We start from the raw sequence: 21876 nt of genomic DNA, 5'->3' as shown, positions 1-21876 counted from the left end.
CCTCGTACTCTTTGATCATGCTGATGATCTGTTCGTCACTAAATCTGCGTTTCATAGTCCATCCTTTGCTTGGACGGATTGCTAACACCTCAGTGGCCTGATTTCAGGGGGCTGGGTCAAATCCAAAAGATGCTCGGTCTGCGGCCGGTGGTGTCACCAAAAGATGGTGACGGCTTGTAAAAGAGGTTGCCTATTCGCCGATCGCCGTACCCGGAGCCCAAAGGCAGAGAGCCTACACGCCCAGACTATTGCTTGGGATGATCCAAGTGTGGCCTGCGCCGAAAAGGGCGTTTTCCGGATGCACAATGGCCTGCGGTGATGTCAAAACGCAAAGGCAAAACCACCAAGCCGCCTATCGGTAGCCATCCGCGATAAGGCTGACTTCGCTGGAAGAGCCCAGAACAACAGCAATACGCTGATGCGGTCCTTGGGGTTCAATGTCCAGAATGGGCGCAATGCCGTCCGTGGCAGCGCCACCGGCGGCTTCGGCGATCATCGCCATTGGAATAGCTTCGTACATCAGCCGCAACTTTCCGCCCTGAGATCGGTTTTGCGCATCCGCAGGGTAAAGGAAGACCCCGCCCCGCGTCAAAATACGGTGCACATCCGCGACCATAGACGCGGTCCAGCGCATGTTGAACGTCTTGGCACGCGGCCCCTGCTCACCTGCGATGCAGCCTTCGACATAGTCTGTGACAGCATCATCCCAATGCGCCTGCCGAGATGCATTTATGGCAAACTCACTGGTTTCGGGCGGGATCTTCAGATTGGGATGCGTGAGAACGAAATCATCCGCATCTTCGTCCAGCGTAAAGCCATTGACCTGTCCGTTCAGCGCCAGCACGAACATCGTGCTTGGGCCATAGACCGCATAGCCTGCACAGCGCAGGCTGCGACCGGTCTTCAGCACCGTTCTGTCGCCGTCATTGGCAACCTGTCCAACGGCAAAGATCGTCCCCACCGAAAGATTGGCGTCCAGATTTGAAGACCCGTCGAGCGGGTCACAGGACAGGGTAAAATCTCCACGCTTAGGCGCCTTCATCCATATGACTTCACCGACCTCTTCCGACAGGACAGCCGCCACCTGCGGGCACTGTCCCAGCGCGCGGAAAAATTCGTCATTGGCCAGAATATCCAAAGGCTTTTGATCTTCGCCCTGTACGTTGTGGCAGTTGGTCGTACCAAGGTTGCCGTCCAGCGCTGCTTTTCTGACAATCCGGCTGATGGACCAGCAGGCACTGGCCACAGCGTCGACCAATGCCCCGAGATGCGGATCATCCTGTTCGTCCGCGATGAACGCGGTCAGTGATACGCGGGCCTGCCCTGTCATGAAGCCAACTGTTCAAACAGACGTGCCACCGCTTCGGCACCGGGATCCACGTGTCCGCTCAACTGTTCCGCACTGATATAAGACGCACGGCCAGCCTTGGCCTTGGTGATCGTCGCAGTAAAGGCCGCGCCCTGCCGCGCCGCGCTGGCGGCTTCGGCAAAGCCCTTGGCGTCCAGTTCATCCAAGGCAGGCTTGAGCGCATCAACCATCGTCCGGTCGCCCAGCTCCGCGCCGCCGATCTGCTGCATACGCGCCAAACCTTCTTTCAATGCGGCCACCATGCTGAGGCCACTGGATGCCGCATCCCCTGCCGCAGTAAAGAAGATTGCCAGCAGGACGCCCGATGAGCCGCCCATGGTTTGGGTCAACTCTTGCCCGATTGCACGGTAGAGTTGGGTGTGATCCGCCAGAGGCAGCCGGTCCAACGCACCGATCAGCGCACGAGCTGCACCTGCAAGGGTCGAGCCGGTATCGCCATCACCCGATTTGGCATCCAGCGCGTTCAGGTCTGCTTCGGCTTCGATCAGGATCTGGCAACATTTGGTCAAGAAAGCCGCCGTGTCCTTGTGCTCTGATGGAATTGGCTGAATGGGACGCAGCCCATCTGGCAACTCTTCGATACGAACAGGCGCAATTGCCTTGCAACCGGGCCAGGCCGAGGGACCGCAGGGCGCAGACAACCAAGCGTGATCTTCGGCGGTGAGCGGGTAAACCGAAATCGAGAAACCGCGCATATCCAGCGATGTCATCATGGCTGCGGGCCCGACAATCAGTTTGAGGTTTTTCGAGATCGACGACTTTGCCAATTCGTTCGCGAGGATCGACATCTCAAGAACTGAAGCACCGCCAAGATTGTTGAGCAGGGCAACATGGGGCTTGTTCTGCATCACCGCCGCCAGCTTGGCGCAGGTCGCGGCCATGGCTTGTTCGGCATTGTGATAGTCGATCTGCTGAACACCAGCCTCGTTGTGAATACCAAGACCCAGTTCTGCCTTGCCTTCACCAATCCGCATTTCCTTGGGTGATCCGGGGACCGTACAGGTGTCCAGCGACATGCCAATGGATTTCGTTCCGCCGATAACCCGTTCAGCCGCAACGGTAATATCTTCGAGGCTTGCACCGCTCTCGGCCATGGCCCCTGCGATTTTGTGCACGAACAACGTGCCCGCGACACCACGCGGCTGCGGCAGATCCGGCAGGGCAATGTCGTCGTCCACGATCACCATGTTGACCTTCAGACCAAAGGCGCGCGCGCGTTCTGCCGCCAGACCAAAGTTCAGACGATCGCCCGTGTAGTTCTTGACGATCAGCAAACAGCCTGCAGGGCCTGTGACCGCCAGGATACCGGCCAAAACGGCGTCCACCGATGGCGCCGCGAAGACATCACCGCAAACAGCGGCTGTCAGCAGACCTTCTCCGACAAAACCCGCATGGGCAGGTTCATGCCCGGATCCACCGCCAGAAACCAAAGCCACCTTGGATTTGTCCCAGTCGGTGCGCACAACGACGCGAATGTGGGGATAGCCGTCTAGCCGGGCAAGATCGCCGCCTGATGCCTGCAATACCCCATCGATGGCTTCTGTTACTGCCGTGGTTTTATCATTGATGAATTGGGCCATGGTTTCCTCCCTCAGGCCAGTCGCGCGCCGGAGGCGTCGAAATAGAACGGGTTATGGGGACGTATCTGAACGATGTCGCCCGATTTCAGTTCGGTGTGCGCATCCGTGACGGTTATGATGTCATGCGACTTGAACGTCAGATGAAGGCGGGTCTGATCTCCCAGATGTTCGACCCTTTGCACGAAACTGTCCTCACCTTCCCCTTGGATGATTTGTTCGGGACGCAGCCCAATATTAAGAGCGCCAGACGGCGCACCGCCGAAAATGTCTGCCGGCAGTACATTGATCCGTGGCTGACCCAAGCGGCTGGCGGCATAGATGCTGACGGGGTTTTCGTAGATTTCCCTTGGCGCGCCGAATTGAACCAGCGATCCGTTGTCCAGCACGCCGACATGGGTTGCCATGGTCATCGCCTCGATCTGGTCATGCGTCACATAGAGAAGAGTGGCACCCGAGTCGGCCTGAATTGATTTCAGTTCAACCCGCAAATCAGCGCGAAGCTTGGCGTCCAATGAACTCAGTGGTTCATCCATGAGATAAACGGAAGGATCACGAACCAGAGCGCGCCCGATGGAAACTCGCTGCATCTCACCACCTGAAAGGGCCGTCGCCTTGTTGTTCAGCTTGTGAGAGATCTGCAATATTTCAGCCGTTTCTTCGACCTTGCGGTCTATGTCCGCCTGCGGTGTTTTCAGCAGCGGAGACTTAAGTGGAAATTCGAGGTTCTGACGCACGGTCAAATGCGGATAGAGCGAATACTGCTGAAACACCATCGCGACATTCCGCTGCGCGGGTGTCAGCCCTGCCATATCACGTCCGCCGATCGAAACCTGGCCTGAGTCCGGCTTGTCCAGTCCCGACACCATGCGCAGTGTTGTGGTTTTTCCGGCGCCGGTTGGCCCCAAAAGAACAACAAAGGACCCATCCGGGATCGTCATAGTAACGTTATTCAACGCGACATCAGGACCAAAGGTTTTGGTCACACCCTTCAACTGCACTTCAGCCATGGGTCAACACTCCTTCGTTGGCCTGCGAACGCAAGGCATGTCCATGATCGTTTTCGAACACCGTGATGGTGCGTTCATCAAAGGCCAATCCGGTCGCGGCCCCCACACGGATCTTGTCTGAACTGGGAACCCGCGCCTTGACCATGCCGTTCGCTGTATCCAGCGTCACGATCTGCGTAGTGCCCAGATATTCTGTGGCCAGAACCCTGCCGCGGTAGGGTGCACCGTCATCCAGTCTGATGTGCTCAGGACGCACGCCCAAAGTCAGTTTGCCATTGGCTCCGTCGATGCTGTCCGGCACCCTGATCGAGACCTCATTCAGCCGAACTTCGTTGTGGCCCGCGCCAATCATCCCGTTGAAATCAAGAAAGTTCATGGGAGGAGATCCAATGAACTGGGCCACGAATTTTGTCGCGGGCCAATCATAGATATCCTGAGGCACACCGAACTGTTCCACCACTCCATGGTTCATGACCACGATCTTGTCGCCCATTTGCATGGCTTCCAGCTGGTCGTGCGTCACATAAACAGTCGTGGCCTCCATACGGTCGTGCAGCGCGCGTAATTCTTCGGACATGTGTTCCCGAAACTCGGCGTCCAAGGCACCCAAAGGCTCATCCATAAAGAAAGCCTTGGGATCCCGCACAATGGCGCGGCCAAGAGCAACCCGCTGGCGGTCACCGCCAGACAAACCGCCGACGGGTCGGTCCAGAATATCCGTGATCCCCAGTATTTCAGCGACTTCGCCCACCTTGGCCTTGATCTGGGACGCGCCCATGCCCTGACTCTTGAGTGGATAGCTGATATTGCCGCGCACATTCATGTGCGGGTAGAGGGCAAACATCTGGAACACAAAGGCGATGTCACGCTGGCTGGCTGGCTTTTGGCCCACCTCTTCACCGTCGATATATATCTGGCCCGATGTTGGCAGTTCCAATCCCGCCATCATGCGTAGCGTGGTCGTCTTGCCACAGCCGGATGGACCAAGAAGCATAAAGAATTCGCCATCCTCAATCGTAAAGCTGGACGACTGAACCGCGGTAAACGCCCCGAATTCCTTGCGCACGTTTTCAATTCTGATCTGTGCCATTGGGTTACTCCGGGAAGTGGCTGACGATGATGAACATGACTGTTCCGATCAGCGTGATGATGAACGAATAGGTGTAGAGGGCGATTGCAAAGGGTTGCATCAACATGATCACGCCCAACGCAATGAGGATCGAAGCGACCATTTCCCAAGGACCGCGGCGAAACCGCAGCAAACCGGTGATGAAGCTGCTCATTTACGTACTGCTCCGAATGTGATCCCGCGCAGCAGATGCTTGCGAAGCAGGATGGTGAAGACCATGACAGGCAATAGGAAGATGGTGGCACCTGCGGCCACGGCGGGCCAATCCTTGCCGCCGACCCCGATGATCGTCGGGATGAACGGTGGTGCGGTCTGGGCTGTCCCAGAGGTCAGCAGAACCGCAAAGGCGTATTCATTCCATGCAAAGATCAGGCAGAAGATTGCGGTCGAGGCGATGCCTGTGGCGGCCTGAGGCAAGACCACTTTGTAGAAGGCCTGGAACCGTGTGTAGCCATCAATCAAGGCAGCTTCTTCGTACTCAATCGGGATCTCGTCGATGAAGCCTTTCAACAACCAGACCGACAGGGAAAGGTTCACCGCCGTGTAAAGTAGGATCATGCCCAGATGGGTGTCGTTTAAACCAAGCTGGCGGAACATCAGGAAGATCGGAATGGCGACCGCGATCGGCGGCATCATCCGGGTGGACAGAATAAAGAACAGCAAGTCGTCCTTGAGCGGCACGCGGAACCGGCTGAATGCATAGGCGGCCGCGGTGCCAAGGATCATGCAAAGCGCGGTCGATCCAAAGCCGATAATCACCGAGTTCAGGAACCGCTCGCCATAGCGCGATGGTCCGTTGATAATGGTGCCCTGCTCGCGGGCGATCTTGTCATACCATGTTTTTGGCTCGCCAGCGGCCTCCAACATGTCCTGCGTGGCGCGCGTCCGGTCAGTGAACAGGTTCACGTATCCTTCCATCGATGGCTCAAAGAACACCTTTGGCGGATAGGCAATCGAGTCAGGACCAGATTTGAAACCGGTCGCGATGATCCAGAGTAGCGGCGCAATGGTGATCAGCGCGTAACCAACGACAAGCACACCGGCGAACCACTTGGTTCCCTTGGTGGGTTCTGTGACGGAAAAGCTCATCTCTCTTTTACCTTGTTGAGGGCTTTGACGTAGATGGATGCAAGGCCAAAGACGGTGACGAACAGGATTACGGCGTAGGCTGAGGAGTATCCCGTCCGCCATTTTTCAAACGCTTCACGCTTGAGATCGATTGAGGTCAATGTGGTCGTATTACCTGGGCCACCACCCGTCAGCTGGACGACAAGGTCAAACATCTTGAAGTTCTCGATGCCGCGGAACAGCACAGCCAACATCAGGAACGGAAGAACCATCGGAATGGTAATCGTCCAGAACTGGCGCCACTTGCTGGCACGGTCACATTCCGCAGCTTCGTATATGCTGTCGGGAATTGACCGCAGACCCGCGAGGCAAATCAGCATTACAAATGGTGTCCACATCCATGTGTCGGCAATCACGATTGCCCACGGCGCAAGATGCACGTCCCCGATCATCGAAAAGCTTGCGGGATCGGCGCCCGTAAAGAAGGCAACGACGTAGTTAAACAAACCAATCTGAGGCTGGTAAAGAAAGGTCCAGAAGTTCCCGACGACCGCAGGCGACAACATCATCGGGAAGACGATGATCGTCGTCCACATGTCGTTGCCTCTGAATTTCTTGTTGATCAGGAATGCCAGGGCAAAACCGATCAGAACCTGCAGCACGATCGTCCAGATGAGGAAATGCGCGGTGGCCTGCATTGTCGCCCAGATGTCCGGGTCCGACAAAATGCGTTCATAATTGCGCAGCCCCACCCATTCCACATCGCGGTTTGGTCGGTTCACGCGATAGTTCGTAAAGCTCAGCCGGATCGTCCAGATCAGTGGAAAGATGTTGACGGCCAGCAACAGGAAGATTGTCGGCGCCACAAATATCCAGGCGATTGTACGATCCGACAAGCCGCGAATGCGGCGCGCCATTGTCTCTGGCGTGGCCTTTGCGACCTTGTCGACGGGTGTGTCAGTCATTGTATTGCCTCATGGCGCCCGGATGACCCGGTTGTTTGGTATTCTATGGAAAGGCTCCTGGCGGACGATGATCGCCGCCAGGAGAAGTGCGGGTTTTGTCGAAACCCACCAGGAAGAAGCTTAGAGCTTGCCTTCGTCCTCGAAGACTTCGGTCCAATCGCGGACCAGGCCATCCAGAGCTTCCTTGGCGGTTCCTTCGCCAGCGATGACGAAGTTGTGCACGCGCTCCTGCATAGGCAGCAAAAGATCCGCATAGGCCGGTTCAGCCCAGAAATCTTTCACGATTGCCATGCTGTCGAGGAAGGTCTGAGCATAAGGTTGGCTTGCCGCAAAACCCGGATCTTCAACAACTGCTTTCAGAGCGGAATAGCCACCCAGTTCCCACCAACGGGACTGAATTTCAGGCTGCGCGAACCACTGAATGTATTCCAGTGCAGCTTCCTGCTTTTCCGAGTAGGCAACAACGGAAATGCCCTGACCACCCAACTGAGCGAACTGGCCCGATGGACCCGCTGGGTTTGGGAAGTAGCCAGACTTGCCGCCGCCAACATTGGGGTCTGCTTCGACACCAGGCCAGATGAAGGCAAAGTTCATCTGCAGAGCAACCTGACCGGATTTATAGGCGTCGATGTTTTCGCCCATGTACCAGTTGGAAGAACCCGGAGGTGTCGCTGTGTCGTAGAGTTCTTTGTAGAATTCCAGACCTGCGACGGCACCGTCAGAGTTCACAAAGCCTTCGAGATCGTAAGGCTTGTCAGGGTTTTCATAGAGGAAACCATAGTTATAGAGCGCGTTGGTAACCCCCATGGTGATCCCTTCGGACCCACGCTCTGTATAGATCGCTGCGCCATAGACAGTTGTGCCGTCGATGTCGCGACCCTGGAAGAACTGCGCGATGTCCTTGAGTTCTTCGAGTGACGCAGGAACCGCAAGGTCGCGGCCGTATTTTTCCTTGAACTCAGCCTGAATCTCAGGACGCTCGAACCAGTCTTTGCGATAGGTCCAGCCAACAACGTCGCCAAATGCGGGCAGAGCCCAGTAGTTCGGCGTATTCTTGGGCCATTCGGAATAGCCGGTCACTGTTGCCGGGATGAAGTCGTCCATAGTGATGCCGTTCGCATCAAAAAAGCCGTTCAGCTTCACGTAGTGACCATTTTCAGCGCCTGCGCCGATCCACTGGCTGTCGCCGATCATCAGATCGCACAGCTGGCCGCCGGAATTCAGCTCGTTCAGCATACGGTCTGCAAAATTCGGCCAAGGCACGAATTCAAAGCTCATGTCGTGCCCGGACTTTGCTTCAAAGTCTTTCGACAGCTCAACCAGAGCATTCGCCGGATCCCATGCTGCCCAGCAAAGGGTCAGGTCTTCGGCAGCTGCGCTGCTGGCCACGCCCCCCGCAACAAGCGCCGATACGGCCGCTGACATAAGGTGTTTGGTTTTCATTTGGAGTTCCTCCCGATTGGTCCACTGCGACCCTCCTGCCGCAGCTTGACTGGCAAAATAGGTAAATGAGGTACGTACCTCAGTTCAAGCATTTTTTGAGGTACGCACCTCATTTTTGTTTGCCCTTGAGGTCAGAAGCGGAGATGATAGGCTAGTTTCTCTCAGTAAATCAGGGCTTTTCATGCCAATGAGACCAACGACAAAAGATCTCGCCAAAGCAGCTGGTGTTAGCCTTGCTACCGTTGACCGTGTGCTCAATGGGCGCACGGGCGTGAGGGAAAAGACCGTAAAGGCCGTCAACGAGGCGATCGAAAGAATCGGCTTCGAACGCAATCAAGTTGCTGCGACATTGGCCCGTCAGCGTGGCTATCGGTTTGTCTTTGCCCTGCCCCGCTCGGGCGACGAATTTCTGGAAGAAATTGTCGATCGCATCCGCGAATTCGACAAAGCCGGTCGCGCCGAAATGATCGAAGCCGACGTCATTCGAATTGATGACCACGATCCCCACCGCGCCGCCCGTACTCTTTCGCGCCTCTCGCCCGAAGATCTGGATGGCATCGCGATCATGGCACCGGAAACACCCCAGATTCGCGATGCCCTGCACAGAATGCGTGAACGTGGCATTCGTACGATTCCGTTTGTAGCCAACCAACAGGAAGAGGGCGAAGAAGGCTTCGTCGGCATCGAAAACCGTGCCGCAGGCGCGACCGCCGGTCGTTTAATGGGGCGTTTTCTCGGTGGGAGGTCAGGATCAATCGTCGCGCTGACCGAAACCACCCAGTCCCGGGACAGCCTCGAACGCCGCTTGGGCTTTGATCGCATCATAAACCGTGACTACCCTGATCTACGGATACTCCCCACGCTCGAAACACACGGGGACCCCGGGCGCGCACAACATGTTCTTCGCAATGCATTGAAAGCCCATGATGATGTCGTTGGACTGTACTTTATGGGTGCCGAAGCCCGCGTCCCGATCGAGGTCGCGCGCGTCCTCAATGCCACCGAAGGGCGCGTTACCATCGCCCATGAACGCACACCCTCGACGGAAAACGCCCTAAAGGATGGCACGGTCGACGCCGTTATCCACCAAGACCCCGGACATCTGGTGCGCAGCGCCGTGCGAATTTTACGAGCGAAATGCGAGAACCGGACAACGCTTGCATCCCAAGAACGCATCCGCACAGAAATCCTGATCGCAGAAAATATTTGACCGCCGCAGCGGATCGTTCAGCTGGATCCACCGCGTATCAGCGTCGGGGTTAACTGTAGGTTTATCGGCGTGGAATCCCTGTCTGCCTCTAATACCGACTGAACCAGTCGCCCAAGTTCTGTGCCGATGCGGTCTGCGCCCACGTCCACAGTTGTGATCGTCGGATTTGAAAGACCCGCAACCTCGAATGCACCGAACCCGGTAACTGCAATGTCCCCCGGCACCGATACGCCCAATCGGGTCAGAACAGAAATCGCGCCAAAGGCCACAGGATCAGACACGCAAATCAGCGCGTCCAATTCCCGGATGTCCCGTGCAAACCGTTCGACGGCTTGCGCACCAGCTGTCATCGAAATAGGCGCTTCGCAGGCCTCAAGCACTGTCACGTCAGGCAGCCCCAAAACTTTGACCGCATCCAAGACACCACGGCGACGTTCTGCGCCGCGCCGGTCACTGTCACCGATGGCGCCGAGGTACCCGAATTTTTTCCGACCCGTTTCGGCCAGATGCTCAACGATCATGGTCATTGCGTCCGCGTTCGAGAACCCGACGACGTGGTCAACAGGATCATGTGGCTGATCCCAGATTTCAAAAACCGGCCCATCCATGGACTGCAGCAGTTTTCTGGTTGCCTCGGTGTGGTGGCCCCCGGTCAAAACAATCGCCTCGGGTCGCCGCGCCAGCAATTGGCGCACAAGACGCTCTTCCTCATCCAGCCGATAGTTGGTGACCCCAAGAAGCAGCTGCAATTCCGTGTTGGCCAGCGAACGGGTCAGCGCGCGATGCGTCGCTGCGAAATTCGCGTTGTTGATTGAGGGCAGCGTGACCGCAAGAAATCCGCTGCGCTGCGCACGAAACGCCTGTGCTGTACTGTCATAAACATAGCCCAGCTGCTCGGCGGCATCGCGCACGGCTGCACGCGTGGCGGCGTTCACGCTGCCATCTTGCTTGAGCGCGCGCGACACCGTCATCGGCGACACACCCGCCTGACGGGCCACATCGCGCATCGTTACCCGTCCGCGCATCCTTCCCCCTGTTTCTCAGCCTGCGTAAGCGTTCAGTTGTGTGACGTGATGATGAATACGGCCGTCAAAGTATTGCGCAACAATCTCACCCGTCACCTCTTTGGATTGAAATCGAGCCGGGCACTCTAGCGCAGCATTCATAACATCCAGATCCGGATAACTGATTGCAAGGATCAAAGGAAACTCGGGCGCGCCTTCATCGCGGTCTTGGCCAAACATGACACGGACATCGGTGTTTCCGGGAAACTGCCTCCAAAGCGGGACGAGCCGTTCGAGAACAGCGTTGCGAAATGCTTCGGTCTGTCCTGGCTTCACAGACCCCTCGAACAATGCAAATCGGGTTATCATGATGCTATCTCCTGCTTGGTTCCTTGAAAAAATTCCATCACGGCCGCCTGATCTTCTCCGCCGAGTCCGGCTGCCGTCAGCATTCTGTGAATTTCTGCGCAGAGCGCCGTCATTGGCATCGACGTTCCCGTTCCGCGCGCCAAGTCCGCTGCCATGTTCAGATCTTTGACCATGTTGTCGATCCGCCCGGTCCGGCGATAGTCACGGCTGGCCATACGCGGCATGTATTCCTGCAAGAGCGCACTGTCAGCACGACCGCCGGCAAGCGCTTGGGGGATTTTGGAAGCATCCACACCGGCATCCTGCGCCAGCTGCGTGGCTTCTGCGATCGCCAGAAACCCCAATCCGCACAAGACCTGATTGATGATTTTCGTTGTCTGGCCAGCGCCCGGCCCACCCATATGCGTGATGTTCGAAGCCACATCACCCAGCACCTCACGCGCTTGTTCAACGTGGTCCGGCAGGCCACCCATCATCAGGGTCAGCTCGCCAACCAAAGCCTTGGGCGCACCGCCTGACAGAGGACTATCGACCCACCCAAGTCCGTGCTCCTCAGCCATCCGTGCGAATTTTCGTGTCGCTTCAGGATCGATCGACGACATGTCGATGATGAGCGTCCCCGGCGCAGCGCCATCACTGATCCCGTCTTTGCCAAACACAGCCAACCCAACGATTTTCGAAGCATTCAGACTGGTGATAACTGCGCGAGCACCCTGCGCAGCCTCAGCGGCAGACTTGGCCGGGCGCGCGCCTTTCGCGACCAGCGCCGCCACCCGTTCTTGGTCCAGATCGAAAACAGTCAGACTGCGCCCGACTTCCAGCAATCGCTGACCAATTGCACCGCCCATGGCGCCTGCCCCGACCAAGGCAATTGAATCGCTCATATCATTGTCTCCTTCACATAACTTTCCGTCTGCCCAATCACCGACGGATAGGACTGTGCGATGTTGATCCGCGCACCGAGCTCTCCGGCGGCCAGCCCCTCAAGCGCATCGAACTGGCTTTGCAGCAGCGAGACGGGCATGAAGTGACCCCGGCGCGCATTGACCCGCGCCTGAAGGATTTCAGGGCGTGCATCGAGATGCAGGAACCGGACCGGCTCTGGAACGCGGTTTCTGATCACGTCACGATAGCGGTGTTTCAATGCGGAACAGCCGATCACGACCGGGCCCGGTGTGTTTGCAAGCGTATCCCCCACGATGGCCAGCCAGGGCATCCTGTCCTGATCGGTCAGCGCGTGGCCAGCGGCCATTTTCTCTACGTTTTCTTGTGGATGCAGATCATCCGCATCGATGAACGTCATATTGCACAGCACGGACAAAGCGCGCCCGACCGAGGACTTGCCGCACCCCGATACCCCCATCAGAACATAACACCGCATTAGAGGGATGCCGTGATTCCACCGTCAACGAACAACGTGTGCCCGTTCACGAAACTGGACGCGTCCGACGACAGAAAAACGGCTGCGCCGACCAGTTCTTCGACATTGCCCCACCGTCCGGCTGGCGTGCGCTGTTCCAGCCATGCGCTGAATTCCGGATCAGCAACCAAAGCCGCGTTCAGTGGAGTGTCGAAATAGCCCGGCGCGATCGCATTGCATTGCAAACCCAGCCTGGCCCAATCCGTCGCCATTCCTTTGGTCAGATTGGCGACCGCGCCCTTGGTCGCGGTATACGGTGCGATTCCGGGGCGGGCCAAAGCCGTCTGAACCGATGCAATGTTGATGATCTTGCCGCACCCACGCTCGATCATGTGCCGCGCAACCGCTTGGCCCACATGAAAGACGCTGGCGATGTTTGTTTGCAGCAGGCGTTCGAAGGCATCGGCGGGGAAATCCTCAAGCGCTGTGCGATGTTGCATGCCGGCGTTATTGATCAGGATATCGATCGGGCCGCTTTCCTTTTCGAACCGGTCAACAGCTTTTCGAACTGCGTCATGGTCCGTGACATCAAAAGCAAGGGATTCTGAACCCGGGATCAGCCCGGACGCAGCCTGCAGTTTCGTTGCATCCCGGCCGTTCAAAACGATCTTTGCACCGGCATTGGCCATTCCCTGTGCAAGCGCAAATCCAATACCCTGTGATGACCCCGTAATCAGCGCTCTGCGGTCCTTGAGTGAAAACAACGATAGATCGCTCATTGGCAGCCTCCCCATGCTTCAGCGCAAGCGGATCACCCCTTGCGCTTGTAAATGTTACCGATACCATGTTACCGGTCACATAAATTGTCAACAAGGATTCGCAGATATGTCTAAACCGGTGATCTTGCAGGTGGGCCCTTATCCCGAATGGGATCAGAAGCCAATCGATTTTGCCTTTGAATCCAAACGCCTGTTCGAAGCAGAGGATTACCAATCCTACTTAAAAGAACACGGGCCAAGCATTCGCGCAATTGCCACTCGGGGTGAATTGGGGGCCGACTCAGACATGATCAATGCCTGCCCAACTCTGGAACTGATCAGTGTCTACGGGGTCGGCTATGACGCGGTCGATCTGGAAGCCTGCAGGAAACGCGGTATTCGCGTGACCAACACGCCAGATGTGCTCACAAACGATGTTGCCGACTTGGGTATTGCGATGATGCTCTGTCAGTCTCGCGGAATGGTTGGCGCAGAAAAATGGGTCCGCGACGGATCGTGGGCCGATCAAGGCCTATACCCATTGCAGCGCCGGGTTTGTGGTCGCCGTGCAGGTATCCTTGGACTTGGCCGCATCGGCTTTGAAGTCGGCAAACGTCTGGCCGGCTTTGACATGCAAATCTCTTACTCAGACATTTCCGCCAAAGCTTACGCCCCGGACTGGACCTTTGAACCGGATCCGGTAGCACTCGCCCAGACCAGCGATTTTCTTTTTGTGACACTGGCAGCGTCTGCGGGCACAAGGCACATCGTCGGCAAAGAGGTGATCGAAGCCGTCGGACCAGATGGCATGATTATCAACATCTCGCGCGCATCCAACATCGACGAAGACGCATTGATTGCGGCCTTGTCCAGCAAATCGCTGGGCTCTGCTGCTCTGGATGTCTTTGAAGGCGAGCCCGCCCTCGATCCTCGGTTTCTTGAGCTGCCAAATGTTCTCTTGCAGCCGCACCATGCAAGTGGCACCGTCGAAACACGGCGCGCCATGGGTCAGCTATTGCGGGATAACCTGACCGCACATTTCCAAGGCCACCCGCTGCCAACCCCAGTTCTGTGAGAACCGCCATGAAAGCAATCGTTGCACACGCCGCCAAAGATCTCAGGCTGGAAGATCAGGAGATGCCAAGCCCGGGGCCCGGCGAAGTTCTGATCCGGATGGAGCGCGGCGGGATATGCGGCTCGGACCTGCACTACTACAATCATGGTGGGTTCGGCACGGTCCGTTTGAAAGAACCGATGATCCTCGGCCATGAGGTGTCCGGAACCATTGAGGCGTTGGGGGCTGGTGTTGAAACCGTCCAGATTGGCGATCTGGTGGCCGTATCGCCCTCGCGGCCCTGCTACACCTGCGCCTATTGCCAGAAGGGCATGCAGAACCATTGCATGGACATGCGCTTTTACGGCTCGGCGATGCCGTTTCCGCATATTCAGGGCGCCTTTCGCGAATACATGGTTGCGGATGCACGACAATGCGCCCCGGCCGCCGGTCTCAGCGCGGCAGAGGCCGCGATGGCGGAGCCTCTTTCGGTTGTCTTGCACGCAGCCAAACGCGCGGGCGATCTGATGGGGAAACGCGTATTGGTGACAGGCTGTGGCCCAATTGGTCAGTTGGCTGTTCTGGTGGCGCGCGCCTGTGGCGCCGTCGAAATCGTTGCAACTGATGTGGCCCCCTTCACGCTGGAAATGGCTCAAAAGATTGGAGCAGATTCCGTTCACAACGTTGCCGAAGATCCGGGCGCCCTCGACCAATATGCACCCAACAAAGGCAACTTTGACGTCTTGTTTGAATGCTCTGGAGTGGCTGCTGCCCTTGCCGCAACGATCCCTGCCTTACGGCCCGGCGCGGTTATCATGCAGCTTGGGCTGGGCGGCGACATGACGCTACCCGTTCAGGCCATGACAGCCAAGGAGATCGAACTGCGGGGGTCTTTCCGATTTCATGCCGAGTTTTTTGAAGCGGTTGAAATGATGCAGGCCGGACGGTTGAAGGTAAAGCCGCTGGTCACCCACGCACATGGTCTTGAAAACGCAGTGGAAGCCTTCGATCTGGCATCCGATCGTTCGCAAGCAATCAAGGTGCAGATTCAGTTCTCGTGACCGTTTGCCCCGACGACAGCCAGAGCAGCACGCGCAACCGCGATGTCCTGCTCTGGCGAGCCTGATCCAACGCCGATTCCACCAACCAGCACACCTTCGACAATGATTGGCAGTCCCCCCCCGAGCCCGGTGACCTGGCCCTGTGTTGCGGCTGCAATCTGATCTCGCACATGCTCTGGAATTGCATCGGACGGCGCCCCGATAGACGCCGCTGTCCGCGCCTTGGACAACGCGCTGCGACGCGACAAAAACTTGGACCGGCACATGCGGATTTCGCCCAATGGCTCACCACTGGCGTCCACGATGACGATACATTGCGGTTGACCAATGTCTTCTGCCTTGGCCACGGCAGCCTGCAACATCGCCAACACGCCGGTATGGGTCAAAGACCGGGTTTCCACGACGAAATTCATAGCGGAGAGACACCGTTCACGTTGAGATAGGCCGAATAGAGCGAGGTGGTGCCACAAATGAACAACCGGTTCAGCTTGGGCCCGCCGAAACAGACATTGGCCACCAATTCCGGGATCAGGACCTTACCGATCAAACGACCATCCGGCGCGTAACAGTGCACACCATCGGCAGCGGAACTCCAAATGCGCCCATCTCGGTCCAGACGAAAACCGTCAAACAAACCATTGGTGCATTCCGCAAAAATCTCACCGCCCGACAACGTCCCATCCGGATGCACAGCGTGACGGCGGATATGTTTCGGGCCATTTTCGTGGTGGGTCGCGCCGGTGTCGGCGATATAAAGCAGGCTTTCATCCGGCGAAAATGCCAGGCCGTTTGGCTTGAGATAGTCATCGGCCACGATTGACAGGGTTCCGTCCGGAGCAACCCTGTAGACATGGCACGCGCCGATCTCACTTTCGGCACGATCACCTTCATAGTCCATGAGAATGCCATAGCTGGGATCGGTAAACCAAACCGACCCGTCCGATTTCACCACAACATCATTGGGGGAGTTCAGCCGCTTGCCCTGATACTGATCCGCAAGAACAGTGACAGAGCCGTCGTGCTCCGTTCGGGTCACCCGGCGCGCCAAATGCTCGCAGGACACCAGCCGCCCCTGCCGATCAACGGTATGGCCATTCGAATTGTTGGACGGCGCGCGGAACGTGGAAACCGATCCATCTGTTTCATCCCAGCGCAAAATGCGGTTGTTCGGGATATCTGACCACAGCAGATACCGACCGGCGGCAAACCAGACCGGGCCCTCGGACCAACGCGCCCCGGTCCACAAACGTTCAACACGGGCATGCCCAATCACGCAGGCTTCGAAATCTGGCTCGATCACTTCAAAGCCGGTTCCTTCAATCACCCCGTACATGTTTGCCCCCTTGCCTCATTCGCCGAATGCCCCATCCAATGGGAACACGCCTGTTGCCCGGATGCGAAGGATCCGGCCCCCAGATTGCCTGATAAGTATCGACTGCGCGTCCCCGCCTTTGCAGGATAACAAAGCTGACGAACAACGCCAGCCACCACGCGGCGATCGTCAACCACATCCAGTTTGGCGCGTTTGCCTGCCAAAGCCCCAGCACGATGGCTGTCATTCCCAGCAAAACTGCTGCGTATCCCAGTATCTTGTGGCTCCATTCGAACATGATCCGCCACGGTGTCATGTCATAGTGATCCCCGCGCAGGCTGCCATCCTCTGCGGGCGCTGTAGGCCCGCCCTTGGTGCCACGGAAAACACCCAAAACCACCTGAATAACCAACAGACCAAGCACGGCATACCCGACGCGCCCGTGCATTCCATCGCCCGTTGCAGAGCCCAGAACCAGCGCAAGTCCTAGAACAGACAACAGCACGACACCGACCTGACCCATCCAGTGGCTGCGCCACCAGACTTGGTTGTCCAACTCCTTTGGCCAGTCTTGCCCCGGAAGCACTTTGAAAAACCGTGCAGCGATCACGGCCAGTGGCGCCAGCACTCCCCAGGCCAAAGTCATGACCCGTGCGTGCCAACTGATGGCAAACCCGACCTCATGCGCGCGCGCCGGGTCAAAGGGGGCAAGCAGCCAATCCATCAGCCTTTGACCGCCCCTGCCGTCATACCGGTGATGATCTGGCGGCTGGCCAACAGCGTGAAGATGATGGGCGGGATCGCCAGCAACATACCCGTCGCCATGATGACACCCCACTCCACGTTGAATTCCGACATGTTGTTCACGATCAGGATGGGCACCGTTTTTGTGTTTCTGTCCGACAACGCCGAGGCCAACAGGTATTCGTTCCACGCGATGCGAAACGTAAAGATTGCTGCAGCCGCAAGACCGGGTTTGATCAGGGGCAGGACCACTTTGAAAAACACCTGAAACGGGCCCGCCCCATCCACGCGCGCGGCCTCTTCGAGTGATTTGGGCACCTGCACGATGAAGCTCTGCAAAATCCAGATGACGAAAGGCAGGTTCATGGCAACATAGATCAGGATGATGCCGGAATGCGTCCCAGCGAGGCATACATCACCCCGTCCGCCGAAAGCATCGCGGATTGCGCCGCCGATCAAGCCGTCTTTGTCGAGGCAGAATTCATTATTCCAAAGCCCAAATACCGGAACCAGCAAAACCGCGGGCGGCACCATGCGCACCATGAGCGTCGTCAGGCTGACGGTATCGCGTCCCATAAAGCGGAAGCGGACGAGCGCGTAGGCGGCCATACAGCCGATCACCAATGTCAGCATGGTCGAAACCAGCGCGATAATCAGAGAGTTGATAAAGGCCCCGCCGAACTTCAGAGAGCAGAAATCAAGGTGTTCCGGTTCGTACCAAAGCACATCGCACAATGCGGTTTCATAGTTCTGGATGGTCGGCAGGAACAGTAGGCCAGATGTGCCAGAAATAATGTCAACGTCCAGCTTGAAGCTGTTGATGAACATCAGCAGCACCGGGCCAACGGACATGAAGACCAACAAGGCAATGACCGCATAGAAGGCCGGGTTTTGTTTTTCGTATGACTGACTCATTGGTCATCCTCCGAAGCAGCCCGGATGCGGGCGGCACGTGCTTCTTGCCAGCGGGTAAAGGCAAACATCGCCATGGTCAGAAGAAGCAGCAGGATCAGCAGGTAATTCGACATGGCGGCGGCAACGCCCAACTCGCGGAACTCGGTGGCAGTGCGACTGATGCGCAGAGCCAGAATTTCTGTGGACAGCCCCGGACCGCCCTCGGTCAGGACAAGGATCACTTCAAGTACCTTGAAGGCATCGATAAGCCGCAGCAGCCCTGTCACGATCAGAACTGGCATCATCAGAGGCAACTTGATGTGCCAAATCTGCTGCCACGCCGTCGCCCCATCGATGCGTGCGGCCTCCAGCGCGGATCGCGGCAATGATTGCAGCGCCGCCAATGACAGAATGAAGATAAAGGGCGTCCATTGCCAAATGTCCGCAATGATAACACTGAGCAATGCGTGTTGGCCCAACCAGTCAACGGTCGGCAGCCCAATGCTTTCAAGCGTTCGGTTAAACGTGCCAACCGTGGGGTGGTACATGTACCGCCACATCAGACCAACAACGACCGGCGCGATCATCATCGGCAAAATGAACATGGTCCGCAGCAGTGACATGCCCCGTATGTCGCGATCCAGCAGCAGCGCCAGACCGACGCCAATCACCATTTCGACAACCACGACAACAAAGGCAAATCTCAACGTGACCCCCAGACTTTCGCGGAAGTTCGGGTCGTTCCAAAGCGTGACATAGTTTTTCAGACCGACGAATTCGGCTTCGCCGATGGTCTGGCTTGGATCCCAGGCCCGGAAGCTACCCCAGATCATGTAACCCAAGGGGTATATCAAGGCGATTGCCATGATGACCGCCGCTGGGGCGAGGAACATCCACGGTGTCAGGCGATTGGCCCTAGCAAGAGACATGGGTAAGGCTCCGGTGGTGGGTAGAATGCTGTCTCGGCCCGACCTGTGTGTCGGGTCAAAAAACCGGGGCGATCATACACCGCCCCGGCAAGGAGGAACTTACTGCCAGGTGTAGTAACCGGCCTCTTCCATCACGGCTTTGGTGCGTTCTGCCACGCCATCCAGAGCGTCCTGAATGTCCAGATCTTCGGTCAAAACCTTGGACAGGGTTGTGCCCAGATCCGCATTGATCTTGCCCCATACAGGGATGATCGGACGCCAGTCAGGATCGGCATGCTTGAGCGCCTCGCCGAAAGTGGCCATATGCGGGAACTTGGCATTCACGTCCGCGTCCGCATGGGTCGAGAACCGCGATGGGTTTCCGCCTGCCAGCGCAACAAGCTTGTCGCCCTTCTTGGATGTCAGCCACTGCATCAGCAGAAAGGCAGCTTCCTTGTTTTCCGCGTTGGCCGGGATACCAATCCCGAAACCACCTGTCTGGCTGCCGCGGCGAACACCCTCTGGATGCAGCGCCCAACCGACTTTGCCCACAACTTTGGACTTGTCCGGATTGTCGATCTGGCCGGCAACAACGGTGGTGTCGAGGAACATCGCAGTGTCCCCATTCAGGAAGGCGCCCAGCGCCTCACCAAAACCAAAGTTTGTCGCGCCTTCAGGGCCACAATCCACAATAGTCTTGAGCGCTTCCGCCGCTTTCACACCGGCCGCATTGTTCACGATCGGGTTCCAGCTATCGTCAAACACGCGTCCACCCAAAGGCGCAAGGTGTAGCAAGAATGCATGCGACGCGTGATGGCCCGATGCAGCCCGTGACGACAATCCGCCCATTCCCGGCTCGAGCTCAGGAATTTTGCAGGCGATGTCGAGCATTTCGTCGTAGGTCTGCGGAACGTCGAGACCGTGCTTGTCAAAGATATCCTTGCGGTACCCCAAAACGGAGGTTTCCGAACCGTACGGAATGCCGAAAAGAGACCCGGTTTTTCCCTCAAGGTAGCCTTTGTTCCCACCGGCAAAACCGATGTTGTACACGTAGCCGTCGATCAGATCGTCAGCATCATAATTAGGATCGCTGAGCTTGGGATTCATCACGTATTTGGCAAGGTTTTCGAGCTGATCTGCGTAGACATAGTCAGCCTTGGAAAACACCACATAGGCGATGAGGTCGTATTCACCCTCTTCCTGACCCAACTCAAGCGTCTGGCGTTCGCGCATCTTGAGATAGGGCAACTGGTCAACTTCGACTTCGATGCCGGTTTCCTTGGTGAATTCCGGCAGGATTTTCATCACCGCGTCATAGTGCGGATGCGCCGGGAAATTCACGATAAGCGTCGTTCCCTCGTAGTCGGCATATGGATTGGCAAAAGCCGTCCCTGCCATGAGTGTCGCCACGACACTGGCCTTGATTGTCTTGAGCATTCTATCCTCCCATTTCATGCTTTAGATTGCGATTTCGGATTGTTGATCGAACAGATGAACCCGCTCAGGGTTCACTGCGAATGTCAGCGTTTCGCCAATGGCCATGGGCGTTTCTGAGTTCACCTCGACGGTCACCCGGTCCGGCCCGGCCTTGCAGAGCAAGACGGATTGGGCGCCGACGTATTCGGACACTTCGACCCCCAGTTGCAGCGCCTGATCCGATGGCGCGGCACTGTCGAAAGTCAGGTCCGACGGCCGCACCCCAAGGACCACGTTGCGCGAGGAATGGGCGCGGGCGACAGCGGCTTTGGCGTCAGACAATCGCAGATCGAAACCCGCTCCCTGCACAAAAACCGCACCGTCACGCTCGGACAGTTCCCCGTTGAGAAAGTTCATCGGCGGCATGCCAAGGAATCCGGCTACAAACTTGTTTACCGGACGTTTGAACAACTCTTCCGGCGTGCCCTGTTGCTGGATGTATCCGCCATGCATAACGACGATCCGGTCAGCCAGCGTCATGGCCTCGATCTGGTCATGCGTGACGTAGATCATGTTTTTCTCAACGCGGGCCGACATGAGGGCCAATTCTGCCCGCATTTGCCCCCGCAGCTTGGCATCGAGGTTGGACAGCGGTTCATCGAACAGAAAAATGCTGCTGTCTTTCGCAAGCGCCCGCGCCATGGCAACCCTCTGGCGCTGCCCGCCGGACAGGGCACCCGGTTTGCGGTGTAGGAAATCAGTCAGGCCGACCATCTCCGCCACTTCACGCACCTTGGCATTGATTTCGGCCTTGGGCCGGCGGGCCAGACGCAGCGCGAACGAGATGTTCTGCGCGACATTCATATGCGGGTAGAGCGCGTAGTCCTGAAACACCATCGCGAGATCGCGATCCTTTGGCTCGAGATGGCTGACCGGTTTACCGTCGACAAATATCTCGCCGTCCGAAACATCTTCGAGCCCGGCGATCATTCTCAGCGTGGTCGATTTCCCGCAACCAGATGGCCCAACAAGAACGGTAAATTCATTGTCTGCCATATCAAGCTCCACGCCGTGCAGAACTTCGACTTCGCCATACCGTTTGACCAGTTTATCCAGACGTATTTCTGGCATGCTTCCTCCCTATTCCGGCACGAATATGCCGGCAAAGCAGCTTTGTTACCGGTCACATTGCTATATTGTGACCGGTAACACAAGAAAATTCCGG

General features: G+C 57.1%; 23 protein-coding genes. 3 read left to right on the top strand and 20 right to left on the bottom strand.

Annotation, left to right across the window (positions count from 1 at the left end):
• Positions 1-352 precede the first annotated feature (352 nt).
• From PFY00_RS05120 to PFY00_RS05085, 8 genes are all read right to left on the bottom strand, one after another.
• Complete coding sequence (locus PFY00_RS05120) at positions 353-1330, bottom strand: class 1 fructose-bisphosphatase (RefSeq protein ID WP_271431423.1); 978 nt, start codon at positions 1328-1330, stop codon at positions 353-355.
• Positions 1327-2949: a dihydroxyacetone kinase subunit DhaK gene (locus PFY00_RS05115; protein WP_271431422.1), complete on the bottom strand. Its 1623-nt coding sequence runs from the start codon at positions 2947-2949 to the stop codon at positions 1327-1329. The genes PFY00_RS05120 and PFY00_RS05115 overlap by 4 nt, the downstream gene beginning before the upstream one ends.
• A gap of 11 nt (positions 2950-2960) precedes the next feature.
• Positions 2961-3956 (bottom strand): ABC transporter ATP-binding protein, encoded by a 996-nt coding sequence (locus tag PFY00_RS05110; RefSeq protein WP_271431421.1) that lies wholly within the window; start codon positions 3954-3956, stop codon positions 2961-2963.
• The gene (locus tag PFY00_RS05105; protein ID WP_271431420.1) at positions 3949-5046 is read right to left on the bottom strand and encodes an ABC transporter ATP-binding protein; all 1098 of its coding nucleotides are present in this window, start codon (positions 5044-5046) and stop codon (positions 3949-3951) included. The genes PFY00_RS05110 and PFY00_RS05105 overlap by 8 nt, the downstream gene beginning before the upstream one ends.
• Before the next feature lie 4 nt (positions 5047-5050).
• Entirely contained in the window at positions 5051-5239 is a 189-nt protein-coding gene (locus tag PFY00_RS05100) for a hypothetical protein (RefSeq protein ID WP_271431419.1), read from the bottom strand.
• Positions 5236-6174, bottom strand: a complete 939-nt coding sequence (locus tag PFY00_RS05095) for a carbohydrate ABC transporter permease (protein WP_271431418.1) — start codon at positions 6172-6174, stop codon at positions 5236-5238. The genes PFY00_RS05100 and PFY00_RS05095 overlap by 4 nt, the downstream gene beginning before the upstream one ends.
• Positions 6171-7118, bottom strand: a complete 948-nt coding sequence (locus PFY00_RS05090) for a carbohydrate ABC transporter permease (RefSeq protein ID WP_271431417.1) — start codon at positions 7116-7118, stop codon at positions 6171-6173. The genes PFY00_RS05095 and PFY00_RS05090 overlap by 4 nt, the downstream gene beginning before the upstream one ends.
• Before the next feature lie 120 nt (positions 7119-7238).
• On the bottom strand, positions 7239-8561 hold the full coding sequence (locus PFY00_RS05085) for an ABC transporter substrate-binding protein (RefSeq protein ID WP_271431416.1): 1323 nt from the start codon (positions 8559-8561) through the stop codon (positions 7239-7241).
• 181 nt (positions 8562-8742) lie between these two features.
• On the opposite strand from PFY00_RS05085, the gene PFY00_RS05080 reads away from it, so the two are divergent.
• Positions 8743-9771, top strand: coding sequence for a LacI family DNA-binding transcriptional regulator (locus PFY00_RS05080; RefSeq protein WP_271431415.1), 1029 nt, complete (start codon positions 8743-8745; stop codon positions 9769-9771).
• A 17-nt stretch (positions 9772-9788) separates the two neighbouring features.
• Here the strand turns inward: PFY00_RS05080 and PFY00_RS05075 are convergent, their stop codons facing one another.
• Genes PFY00_RS05075 through PFY00_RS05055 form a run of 5 tightly spaced genes read right to left on the bottom strand, consistent with a single transcriptional unit; the run spans position 9789 to position 13283 of the window.
• Complete coding sequence (locus PFY00_RS05075) at positions 9789-10796, bottom strand: LacI family DNA-binding transcriptional regulator (RefSeq protein WP_271431414.1); 1008 nt, start codon at positions 10794-10796, stop codon at positions 9789-9791.
• A 15-nt stretch (positions 10797-10811) separates the two neighbouring features.
• Positions 10812-11144, bottom strand: a complete 333-nt coding sequence (locus PFY00_RS05070) for a hypothetical protein (protein WP_271431413.1) — start codon at positions 11142-11144, stop codon at positions 10812-10814.
• Entirely contained in the window at positions 11141-12028 is an 888-nt protein-coding gene (locus PFY00_RS05065) for an NAD(P)-dependent oxidoreductase (protein WP_271431412.1), read from the bottom strand. Before PFY00_RS05065 ends, PFY00_RS05070 begins: the two co-directional genes overlap by 4 nt.
• Positions 12025-12507, bottom strand: coding sequence for a gluconokinase (locus tag PFY00_RS05060; RefSeq protein ID WP_271431462.1), 483 nt, complete (start codon positions 12505-12507; stop codon positions 12025-12027). Before PFY00_RS05060 ends, PFY00_RS05065 begins: the two co-directional genes overlap by 4 nt.
• Before the next feature lie 17 nt (positions 12508-12524).
• Entirely contained in the window at positions 12525-13283 is a 759-nt protein-coding gene (locus tag PFY00_RS05055; RefSeq protein WP_271431411.1) for an SDR family oxidoreductase, read from the bottom strand.
• Between the two features lie 106 nt (positions 13284-13389).
• Here PFY00_RS05055 and PFY00_RS05050 point away from each other — a divergent pair, with 106 nt between their 5' ends.
• Both PFY00_RS05050 and PFY00_RS05045 read left to right on the top strand, forming a co-directional pair.
• Positions 13390-14337 carry a 2-hydroxyacid dehydrogenase gene (locus PFY00_RS05050; protein ID WP_271431410.1) on the top strand — a complete coding sequence of 316 codons (948 nt, stop codon included), beginning with the start codon at positions 13390-13392 and terminating at the stop codon, positions 14335-14337.
• An 8-nt stretch (positions 14338-14345) separates the two neighbouring features.
• Positions 14346-15377 (top strand): L-idonate 5-dehydrogenase, encoded by a 1032-nt coding sequence (locus tag PFY00_RS05045; RefSeq protein WP_271431409.1) that lies wholly within the window; start codon positions 14346-14348, stop codon positions 15375-15377.
• On the opposite strand, the gene PFY00_RS05040 is transcribed toward PFY00_RS05045, so the two are convergent.
• The 7 genes from PFY00_RS05040 to PFY00_RS05010 all read right to left on the bottom strand — a co-directional run bounded on the left by PFY00_RS05040 (position 15365) and on the right by PFY00_RS05010 (position 21782).
• Complete coding sequence (locus PFY00_RS05040; RefSeq protein WP_271431408.1) at positions 15365-15790, bottom strand: GlcG/HbpS family heme-binding protein; 426 nt, start codon at positions 15788-15790, stop codon at positions 15365-15367. The genes PFY00_RS05045 and PFY00_RS05040 overlap by 13 nt on opposite strands.
• Positions 15787-16710, bottom strand: a complete 924-nt coding sequence (locus PFY00_RS05035) for an SMP-30/gluconolactonase/LRE family protein (RefSeq protein WP_271431407.1) — start codon at positions 16708-16710, stop codon at positions 15787-15789. Before PFY00_RS05035 ends, PFY00_RS05040 begins: the two co-directional genes overlap by 4 nt.
• The gene (locus PFY00_RS05030; protein ID WP_271431406.1) at positions 16694-17413 is read right to left on the bottom strand and encodes a cytochrome b561 domain-containing protein; all 720 of its coding nucleotides are present in this window, start codon (positions 17411-17413) and stop codon (positions 16694-16696) included. Before PFY00_RS05030 ends, PFY00_RS05035 begins: the two co-directional genes overlap by 17 nt.
• Positions 17413-18348 carry a carbohydrate ABC transporter permease gene (locus tag PFY00_RS05025; RefSeq protein WP_271431405.1) on the bottom strand — a complete coding sequence of 312 codons (936 nt, stop codon included), beginning with the start codon at positions 18346-18348 and terminating at the stop codon, positions 17413-17415. Before PFY00_RS05025 ends, PFY00_RS05030 begins: the two co-directional genes overlap by 1 nt.
• On the bottom strand, positions 18345-19256 hold the full coding sequence (locus PFY00_RS05020) for a carbohydrate ABC transporter permease (RefSeq protein WP_271431404.1): 912 nt from the start codon (positions 19254-19256) through the stop codon (positions 18345-18347). Before PFY00_RS05020 ends, PFY00_RS05025 begins: the two co-directional genes overlap by 4 nt.
• Positions 19257-19355: 99 nt before the next feature.
• Positions 19356-20672 carry an extracellular solute-binding protein gene (locus PFY00_RS05015; protein ID WP_271431403.1) on the bottom strand — a complete coding sequence of 439 codons (1317 nt, stop codon included), beginning with the start codon at positions 20670-20672 and terminating at the stop codon, positions 19356-19358.
• 21 nt (positions 20673-20693) lie between these two features.
• A complete protein-coding gene (locus PFY00_RS05010) occupies positions 20694-21782 on the bottom strand; it encodes an ABC transporter ATP-binding protein (protein ID WP_271431402.1) in 1089 nt (362 codons plus the stop codon).
• Positions 21783-21876: the final 94 nt, after the last annotated feature.

This window comes from Thalassococcus lentus, from assembly GCF_028023555.1.
Taxonomy (GTDB): Bacteria; Pseudomonadota; Alphaproteobacteria; order Rhodobacterales; family Rhodobacteraceae; genus Thalassococcus_A; species Thalassococcus_A lentus.
This window is presented reverse-complemented; position numbering and strand designations above follow the sequence as displayed.

Bases quoted from the DNA above. Each gene is read 5' to 3' on its own strand.
- PFY00_RS05120 (WP_271431423.1), bottom strand. From the start codon at position 1,330: ATGACAGGGCAGGCCCGCGTATCACTGACCGCGTTCATCGCGGACGAA.
- PFY00_RS05115 (WP_271431422.1), bottom strand. From the start codon at position 2,949: ATGGCCCAATTCATCAATGATAAAACCACGGCAGTAACAGAAGCCATC.
- PFY00_RS05110 (WP_271431421.1), bottom strand. From the start codon at position 3,956: ATGGCTGAAGTGCAGTTGAAGGGTGTGACCAAAACCTTTGGTCCTGAT.
- PFY00_RS05105 (WP_271431420.1), bottom strand. From the start codon at position 5,046: ATGGCACAGATCAGAATTGAAAACGTGCGCAAGGAATTCGGGGCGTTT.
- PFY00_RS05100 (WP_271431419.1), bottom strand. From the start codon at position 5,239: ATGAGCAGCTTCATCACCGGTTTGCTGCGGTTTCGCCGCGGTCCTTGG.
- PFY00_RS05095 (WP_271431418.1), bottom strand. From the start codon at position 6,174: ATGAGCTTTTCCGTCACAGAACCCACCAAGGGAACCAAGTGGTTCGCC.
- PFY00_RS05090 (WP_271431417.1), bottom strand. From the start codon at position 7,118: ATGACTGACACACCCGTCGACAAGGTCGCAAAGGCCACGCCAGAGACA.
- PFY00_RS05085 (WP_271431416.1), bottom strand. From the start codon at position 8,561: ATGAAAACCAAACACCTTATGTCAGCGGCCGTATCGGCGCTTGTTGCG.
- PFY00_RS05080 (WP_271431415.1), top strand. From the start codon at position 8,743: ATGCCAATGAGACCAACGACAAAAGATCTCGCCAAAGCAGCTGGTGTT.
- PFY00_RS05075 (WP_271431414.1), bottom strand. From the start codon at position 10,796: ATGCGCGGACGGGTAACGATGCGCGATGTGGCCCGTCAGGCGGGTGTG.
- PFY00_RS05070 (WP_271431413.1), bottom strand. From the start codon at position 11,144: ATGATAACCCGATTTGCATTGTTCGAGGGGTCTGTGAAGCCAGGACAG.
- PFY00_RS05065 (WP_271431412.1), bottom strand. From the start codon at position 12,028: ATGAGCGATTCAATTGCCTTGGTCGGGGCAGGCGCCATGGGCGGTGCA.
- PFY00_RS05060 (WP_271431462.1), bottom strand. From the start codon at position 12,507: ATGGGGGTATCGGGGTGCGGCAAGTCCTCGGTCGGGCGCGCTTTGTCC.
- PFY00_RS05055 (WP_271431411.1), bottom strand. From the start codon at position 13,283: ATGAGCGATCTATCGTTGTTTTCACTCAAGGACCGCAGAGCGCTGATT.
- PFY00_RS05050 (WP_271431410.1), top strand. From the start codon at position 13,390: ATGTCTAAACCGGTGATCTTGCAGGTGGGCCCTTATCCCGAATGGGAT.
- PFY00_RS05045 (WP_271431409.1), top strand. From the start codon at position 14,346: ATGAAAGCAATCGTTGCACACGCCGCCAAAGATCTCAGGCTGGAAGAT.
- PFY00_RS05040 (WP_271431408.1), bottom strand. From the start codon at position 15,790: ATGAATTTCGTCGTGGAAACCCGGTCTTTGACCCATACCGGCGTGTTG.
- PFY00_RS05035 (WP_271431407.1), bottom strand. From the start codon at position 16,710: ATGTACGGGGTGATTGAAGGAACCGGCTTTGAAGTGATCGAGCCAGAT.
- PFY00_RS05030 (WP_271431406.1), bottom strand. From the start codon at position 17,413: ATGGATTGGCTGCTTGCCCCCTTTGACCCGGCGCGCGCGCATGAGGTC.
- PFY00_RS05025 (WP_271431405.1), bottom strand. From the start codon at position 18,348: ATGAGTCAGTCATACGAAAAACAAAACCCGGCCTTCTATGCGGTCATT.
- PFY00_RS05020 (WP_271431404.1), bottom strand. From the start codon at position 19,256: ATGTCTCTTGCTAGGGCCAATCGCCTGACACCGTGGATGTTCCTCGCC.
- PFY00_RS05015 (WP_271431403.1), bottom strand. From the start codon at position 20,672: ATGCTCAAGACAATCAAGGCCAGTGTCGTGGCGACACTCATGGCAGGG.
- PFY00_RS05010 (WP_271431402.1), bottom strand. From the start codon at position 21,782: ATGCCAGAAATACGTCTGGATAAACTGGTCAAACGGTATGGCGAAGTC.